The organism is Methylobacterium platani, from assembly GCF_001653715.1.
In the GTDB taxonomy this organism is placed as follows: domain Bacteria; phylum Pseudomonadota; class Alphaproteobacteria; order Rhizobiales; family Beijerinckiaceae; genus Methylobacterium; species Methylobacterium platani.
In genome coordinates this window covers 184,907-191,444 of sequence record NZ_LWHQ01000022.1, presented here as the reverse complement: position 1 = coordinate 191,444, position 6,538 = coordinate 184,907, and the positions used below count along the sequence as shown (strand labels likewise).

Sequence of the window (6,538 nt, the reverse complement as noted above, 5' to 3'; positions counted from 1 at the left end):
TCACGAGGATCGTCCGCCCCTGGGGTCGGGCCGAGGTCGCGGTGTCGTGTACCGTGGCCTTCGGGTGTCCATATGCTCCCGGCCAGCTGCCTATATTGTTTATAGATGCCGGAATCTGGACTGGAATGCTGTTATTGACCTCCGGCGATCTGCTCGAGCCGCGCGCCCTCGTCCGGCCCGACACTGCGCCGTTCATGACCTCTATCACGACGCCATGCCGTCAGGCTCTCCCCGGACGATCCGCGCGAGGCCGAGGCGCGCGATCTCGCAGGGCTGGCGATGAATGTGACGAAACGTCATTCGGCATTTTTGGAGTAAACACAGCGCACCGCCTTCGGGCAATCCTGATCAGGGCACGTCGTGTCGGTTGTTGATTGGCATGCAGCAGATATTCTCAACCGTCAACCAATCGCCCCAGCAAGGATTCAGGCGTTGGCAGGAGCTGTTGAATGCGCAGCTCCTGCCGATCGAGATCGAGCGACTCGGTGACGGCCCTTTCCAAGCGACCTTCGACGCTGCTGCGGTCGGCCCGCTTCGCCTGTCTCGCGTCACCCAAGGCGCCTTCCGGTCCGAGACGACTGCGGCGGCCCATCGACGTTGCGACAAGGGTGATACGATCCCGGTGATCTTCAAGGAGCGCGGCGTGTCGACGACCGTGCAGGACGGCCGGGAATCCGTGCAGCGTGCGGGCGATATCCTGCTCCTCGACTGGCGGCCGAATGTCAGGACGACCCTGACGGACAGCCAGACCTTGTTCGTCGAGGTCCCGCGCGAGCGCCTGGAGATCGCGTTCGGCTCAACGCGGCGTTATCTCGGGCTGACGATCGGTGCGGATCTCGGCTCCACCCAGATGGCGACGGGCTTCATCCAGCAATTGACCCGGTTGAGCTCACAGCTCGCGCCGGATAGCGCGACCCGCATGGGGTCGATCGCCGTCGACCTGATCGTGGCCGGCGTCGCCGAGCGCCTGGCACAGGAGGTGCCCCGGCCGCTGCACGGCACCGTCGCGGTCCAGCGCGCCAAGGCCTACATCAAGGCTCATCTCGGCGATCGCAGCCTCGATCCGCCGACGCTCGCCGCCGCGATCGGCCTGTCGCTGCGCCGGCTGCAGGAGCTGTTCGCCGAGCGCGACAGCAACATCTCCGACTACATCTGGTTCCGCCGGCTGAGGACCGCGGAGAAGCGCCTGGTCGATCCCGGATGCGCCCACCTGTCGATCGGGGCCGTCGCGCAGAGCTGCGGCTTCGCCGATCAGGCGCATTTCTCGCGCCGCTTCAAGGCCCTGCACGGCATGACGCCGAGCGAGTACCGGGTCAGGCTCGCCACGCGATCGCGGCCGGATCTGCAGCACCTGCCGCTCCCGTCACGCTGACTTGGAAGACCGTGCTCAGGCGCCGCCCGCGCTCGAATCGTCTGATCGCAGCGTGGCCCGCCGGTACTCGCCCGGCGGCACGTCGAAGCGGCTCTTGAATTGGCGGCTGAATCGGGTCGGGCTGGGAAACCCGCAGCGCTCGGCGAGGACTGCGATCGAGAGATGCGCGTACCTCGGATCCGTGAGCCTGCGGGCGGCGAGGGCGAGCCGGCGCTGCCGGAGCCAGTCCGGGACGTCGCGCCCGCGCTCGTGGAACAGGTGCTGCAGATGCGGCAGGGAGACCCCGACCGCCGCGGCGATCCGGGCCGGGTCGAGGGTCGGGTCGCTCAAGTTGGCGGAGACGTAGGCCTTGGCCCGCTGCACCGTGACGTTGCCCTGGAGATCGCGCGGCGTACCCCGCCCCAGGCGCGCGGCGAGGCCGGCGACGATGAGGTCGGCGCCGATGCCGGCCATGCGGTCGGCGATGTCCGGTCCGAGCTGCTCGTGCATGCCGATCAGGTCGCTGAAGAAGGTCTGGACCAGGGACGTCTCTGGCAGGCTGCTCTCGACGATCAGACCTGCGTAGAGAGGCGCCGCACCAAGCACGCTTTCGACTGCCCTGCGGGGCAATTCGATGTAAATCGATCCTGTTTCCTCCAAATATTCAAACAGTGCAGGCTTGTCGCTGTCGAGCACGATCAGGTCACCGGGCTGCTGGATGGCGCAACGATCGTATTGGCTGCTGCGCGCCGTGCCGGACAGCCTGATGGTCACGCCCAGCTTGTCGTGCTTGTTGTGACGACGGATCGTCTGGGGCGTCAGACTCACGATCTGCCCACTCACGCTCGCTCGTGTAATCAGTAGATCGCCAATATCGGCCGCTTCCAGATGCGCGCTGAAAATCCCATTTCCGGCTTTTCTGATTTCGCTTGGCACAAAATGTTCGCGAGCGATTTCGCGATAAGTTTTAAATTTGTTGCGTGATTTCAGATCGTCCGACTGAAAAATCGTTCGCATTGGCATTCCTTACCAAGCCGTCCCGCTCGGAACCTCGGTCCGCGCGGGCGCATGGGCCGATTGGTCCGGCCCGTATGATCGATGCCGCTCCGGATCGGCCTGAGCGGAGATGGGCGTGTTCGGTCGGATACCCGATCGCTTGGCCAGGCCTGTCGGGACGTAGCCGGGTTTATCGATGAGCGCACACAGAGTCCTAAAACATTGTTGATGGTCGGCTTCCGCAACGTACCTCCGGTCTTGGATCTCGATTGGCGGTGGAAGCCGACCTTACGGAAGGCAGGCTCCTGGTCTTGCTGCGTCACGAAGTCGCGATGGCGCCGCGAGTGTCGGAATCATGCCCGGGGGGAAAGGCCGGGCTGCCGGACGACGTCAGTTTCCGCACTCGGCCCGAGATCGCCCTCGATCAGATCCGGGGTCGCCCTTGATGCCGGCATCCCAGGCGGGATCGTGCTGATGGATGCCGGCGTGCGAGGAGGATCGCGACGATGAGGGTGGTCATCGCGTCGCGCGGTCGCGCCCGGGCGGCGGCGGCCAGCCCGCGCATCCGCGTCGCGCAGGCCGCCGGCAGGGTCGTGCGGAACCGGGAGCCGGAGATCGCCGTCATCGCTGCACCGGTGCCATGCGCTTGTCGAAGAGGTCGAGGGCAAACGAAATCGCGAGCCTCAAGGACAGGCATGTCCCCATGAGGAGGTCGCAGCCGACGCGATACCGCAGATCCCAAGAGCCGACACCCACGATCTCATCGCGTCTCTCCCTCTTGCCGCCCGAACGCAGCACCCCGGTTCCGACCGCGCCGCTTCTGGACATATCGTACAGATCTGGATATAACGGCAAGCACGATTTCAAGCCGGCTTGCCGGAGAGTTTCGCCATGAGGTCCAGCAATTGCCGCGGCCGGAGACGCCGTGCCTCGGTGACGAGGGAAAGTCGTCGTCAGACGGCATGGCGGGCAGATGGGATGTCGCACGGTCGATGCGCCTGCCCTCTCGAACGATGATCCGCGTTTCAATCTGCGTAAAGCGCCCCGATGCGTGCGGGGATTCGACCTCTCATTCTCTCTTCCGGACGTGTGGCGCCAGCGGCGGTGTCGAGAGCCGTGTCGATCGGTCCGTCCCGCCTCGGGCCGAGGTGAGGCATGGCGATCACTCTGGACAAACCGTCCAGGAGTCACGCGATCGATGCGACCACGAGACCGCCGTATCCATCGCCACAACCGATCGCAGGTCCGATCGGGCGCAGCCGCCGCGATGGCGCAGAGGTCAAGAGCCGTGAGCAGGAAACCGCCGTCCCGAGATCAGAGGCAGGCGGGACGTGAGTCCCGCGATCTCCTCGAGCAGGTCAAGACCATCGCGCAGGGTCTCGGCGACACGTTCGCGCCGTTCTGTGAAGTGGTCGTGCATGACCTCACCGATCCGAAGAACGCGATCCTCGCGATCCACAACAACCTCTCGGGTCGTCAGGTCGGCCAGCCGGCGACGGAGCTCGGGCTCGCACGCATCGCCGACCCGGACTATCCTCAGGTCGTCGCGAACTACGCGAACACGTTCGCCGATGGGCGCCAGGCCAAGAGCACGTCGATCGGCATCAAGGGGCCTGACGGAACATATGTCGCCGCTCTGTGCCTGAATGTCGACCTGACGTTGTTCCAGGCGATGCAGAGCCTGGTCGGGCGGTTCACCCGCATCGAGACGCAGGACGGTACGCGCGAGTCGCTGAACCCTGCCGGCCCCGAGGCCATCCGGGCCCGGATCGACGAGTTCGCGGCGCAGCGCGCGACGACGCCCCGCGCCCTGAAGACCGATGATCGCCGGATCCTGCTGCGCGAGCTCAAGGATGCCGGATGCCTGCACGTGCGGCACGCCTCCGATGTCATCGCCGCCCATCTCGGAGTGTCCCGTGCCACGGTGTATGCCAGCGCCAAGTGAGGCCCACCTCCTCCTGCTCGCGGGTCCGCAGGTCCAGCCGCTCCTGACCCCGGACGCGGTCCTCGCGTCCGTTCGCGAGGCGTTCCTGCTTCACAGCCAGGGGCAGGGCCGCCTGTTCCCCGTCGTGCGCGAGCGTCTCGCCACCGGCGGCGTGTTCGGCATCAAGTCGGGCGACGTTGAGGCCCAGGCTCTGCTGGGCTTCAAGGCCGCCGGGTTCTGGCCGCAGAACCGGAGCCGTGGCGGCGAGCCGCATCAGGCGACCGTGATGCTGTTCGATCCGGCGTCGGGTCGGCCGACCTGCCTGATCGACGGCAACGCCATCACGACGGCCCGCACCGGCGCGGCCGGACGGCTCGGCCTGGAACTCCTCGCCCGCCCCGACAGCACCCGCCTCTGCGTCTTCGGGACCGGCATCCAGGCCAGGGTCCAGCTCGACCTGGCCCTGGACCTCCTGCCGGCCATCGTGGAGGTGCGTTACGCGACCTCCCGGGGGATTCCGGACCCTGCCTTCGAGGCCGCGCTCGCAGGCCGTTGCGCGGCGATCCACGTCACCGATCCGGATGCCGCCGTCGCCGCGAGCGACATCGTCATCACGGCGACGCCCGGCGGCGGCCCGCTCTTCTCCGCCGACGCGGTCCGCCCCGGGACGCACGTCAATGCCGTCGGCACGGACACCAGAGGCAAGCGCGAACTGCCGGCCGGCCTGCTCGGGCGGGCCCGCGTCTTCGTCGACGACCGCGAGCAGCACCGGCAGATCGGCGAGGGACAATGGGCGGACACGCACGATGTCGTCGAGTTCGGCGACCTCCTCGCCGGCACGGAGCCGATCGCCCGGACGGAGACGGATCTCACGGTGTTCGACATGACGGGACTGGCCCTGCAGGACCTGACGGTCGCCCGCATGCTCTACCGGCGCGCGATCGAGGAGGGGCACGGGACGCAGATCCCCTGGCCCTGGTGAGGGCGGCCCGGGTTTCCAGAGACGAAACGGCACCCTGACGATCACAGGCCATCCATCATGAAAATCGGGCTCTTGAATTGCGGCGGCACGATCACGGAGCGCTATCGCGACGACGGCACCATCGACCGCCTGCGGGCTCGCGACCTGGCCGCCTGGGTAGGGTCGACGGAATGGATCACGCACGACGTCGAGCCGGTCGACAGCTCCGAACTGGATTTCGCGTCGATCGGCCGGGTGCGGGAGACGATGCGGCAGGACCGCGAGAGCGACGCCTTCGTCCTCTGCTGCGGCACGGACGCGCTGGAGGATGTCGCCTACGCGGCAACGCTCCTGCTCGATCGCGACCGGCCGGTCGTCGTGACCGGCGCGGCGTTCCCGGGCGGCGCGGCCCATTCCGACGGGGCCCGCAACCTCACCGATGCGGCCACGCTTGCCCGCGCCCTGCCGCGGCGGACCGGTCCACTCGTAGCCTTTGCCGGGCGGATCTTCGACCCTGCCGCCATCGCCAAGATCTGGCCGCAGGCCCACCAGCCCTTCGGGCCGGAGACGGCGATCCGGGGCTGGATCGATGCCGATCTGGCGACGCTCACGGGCCAGGACGGCGGCACGGAGAGTTTCGCCGATCTGGACGTTGCGGATCTCGATGCCCGCGTGGCGATCGTGACGGAAACGTTCGGCCCCCTCGTCGGCTTCCCGGATGTGACGAGCCTCGACGGCATCGTCGTCGCGGGCAAGGGGGCGGGCGGCTTCTCGACCGGGACGCGAGCCATCCTGCGCCAAGCCGCGTCGTGCGTGCCCGTCATCCTGTCGACGCGCTGCCTTCACGGGTTCCGCGTGAACGCGGAGGTCGCCAAATACGCCTACGAGGATGCGAGTGCCCTCGGGCTGACGGTCGAGGGCTACGAGGGCCTCAATGCGTCGAAGGCGCGGATCCGGCTGGTCGCGGAACTGGGCCGCGCGAAAGCCCGCGGCGAACGGCTCGCCTGAGCGCGAAACGGCCGGGCTCGGCCCGGCGCGTGGCATCCCGACCTTCGTTCCTGGCGCCCCGAGAGTCGCCCGGGTCCGGCTCCCGACACCGAGCGGTGTGGGCGCCGGACCGGGGGCTCTCCTGCCTCCCGACCCGGGGACGGTCACCGGCCGTCAGGCTGAACCGACCGCGTCGTCGGTCGCCGGAACGGCCACCAGGCCGATCGTGACGAGGTGGGTCGATCTGTTCGGGCGGGGGCGCGGCGCTGGCGTGGCGGGCACGAACGGTCTCTCCTTCACCACGGTCCACGACACCGCG

General features: G+C 67.8%; 5 protein-coding genes. 4 read left to right on the top strand and 1 reads right to left on the bottom strand.

Annotation, left to right across the window (positions count from 1 at the left end; all coding sequences use genetic code 11):
- The first annotated feature begins 379 nt into the window (after positions 1-379).
- Positions 380-1,372: a helix-turn-helix domain-containing protein gene (locus A5481_RS13450; protein ID WP_048436910.1), complete on the top strand. Its 993-nt coding sequence runs from the start codon at positions 380-382 to the stop codon at positions 1,370-1,372.
- 15 nt (positions 1,373-1,387) lie between these two features.
- Here the strand turns inward: A5481_RS13450 and A5481_RS13445 are convergent, their stop codons facing one another.
- On the bottom strand, positions 1,388-2,368 hold the full coding sequence (locus tag A5481_RS13445; protein WP_048436909.1) for a helix-turn-helix domain-containing protein: 981 nt from the start codon (positions 2,366-2,368) through the stop codon (positions 1,388-1,390).
- 1,267 nt (positions 2,369-3,635) lie between these two features.
- Between A5481_RS13445 and A5481_RS13440 the strand changes: the two genes are divergently transcribed.
- From A5481_RS13440 to A5481_RS13430, 3 genes are all read left to right on the top strand, one after another.
- Positions 3,636-4,292: a helix-turn-helix transcriptional regulator gene (locus A5481_RS13440; RefSeq protein WP_048436908.1), complete on the top strand. Its 657-nt coding sequence runs from the start codon at positions 3,636-3,638 to the stop codon at positions 4,290-4,292.
- The gene (locus A5481_RS13435) at positions 4,276-5,253 is read left to right on the top strand and encodes an ornithine cyclodeaminase family protein (protein ID WP_048436907.1); all 978 of its coding nucleotides are present in this window, start codon (positions 4,276-4,278) and stop codon (positions 5,251-5,253) included. Before A5481_RS13440 ends, A5481_RS13435 begins: the two co-directional genes overlap by 17 nt.
- Positions 5,254-5,325: 72 nt before the next feature.
- Complete coding sequence (locus tag A5481_RS13430; protein ID WP_245298640.1) at positions 5,326-6,240, top strand: asparaginase domain-containing protein; 915 nt, start codon at positions 5,326-5,328, stop codon at positions 6,238-6,240.
- Positions 6,241-6,538 lie beyond the last annotated feature (298 nt).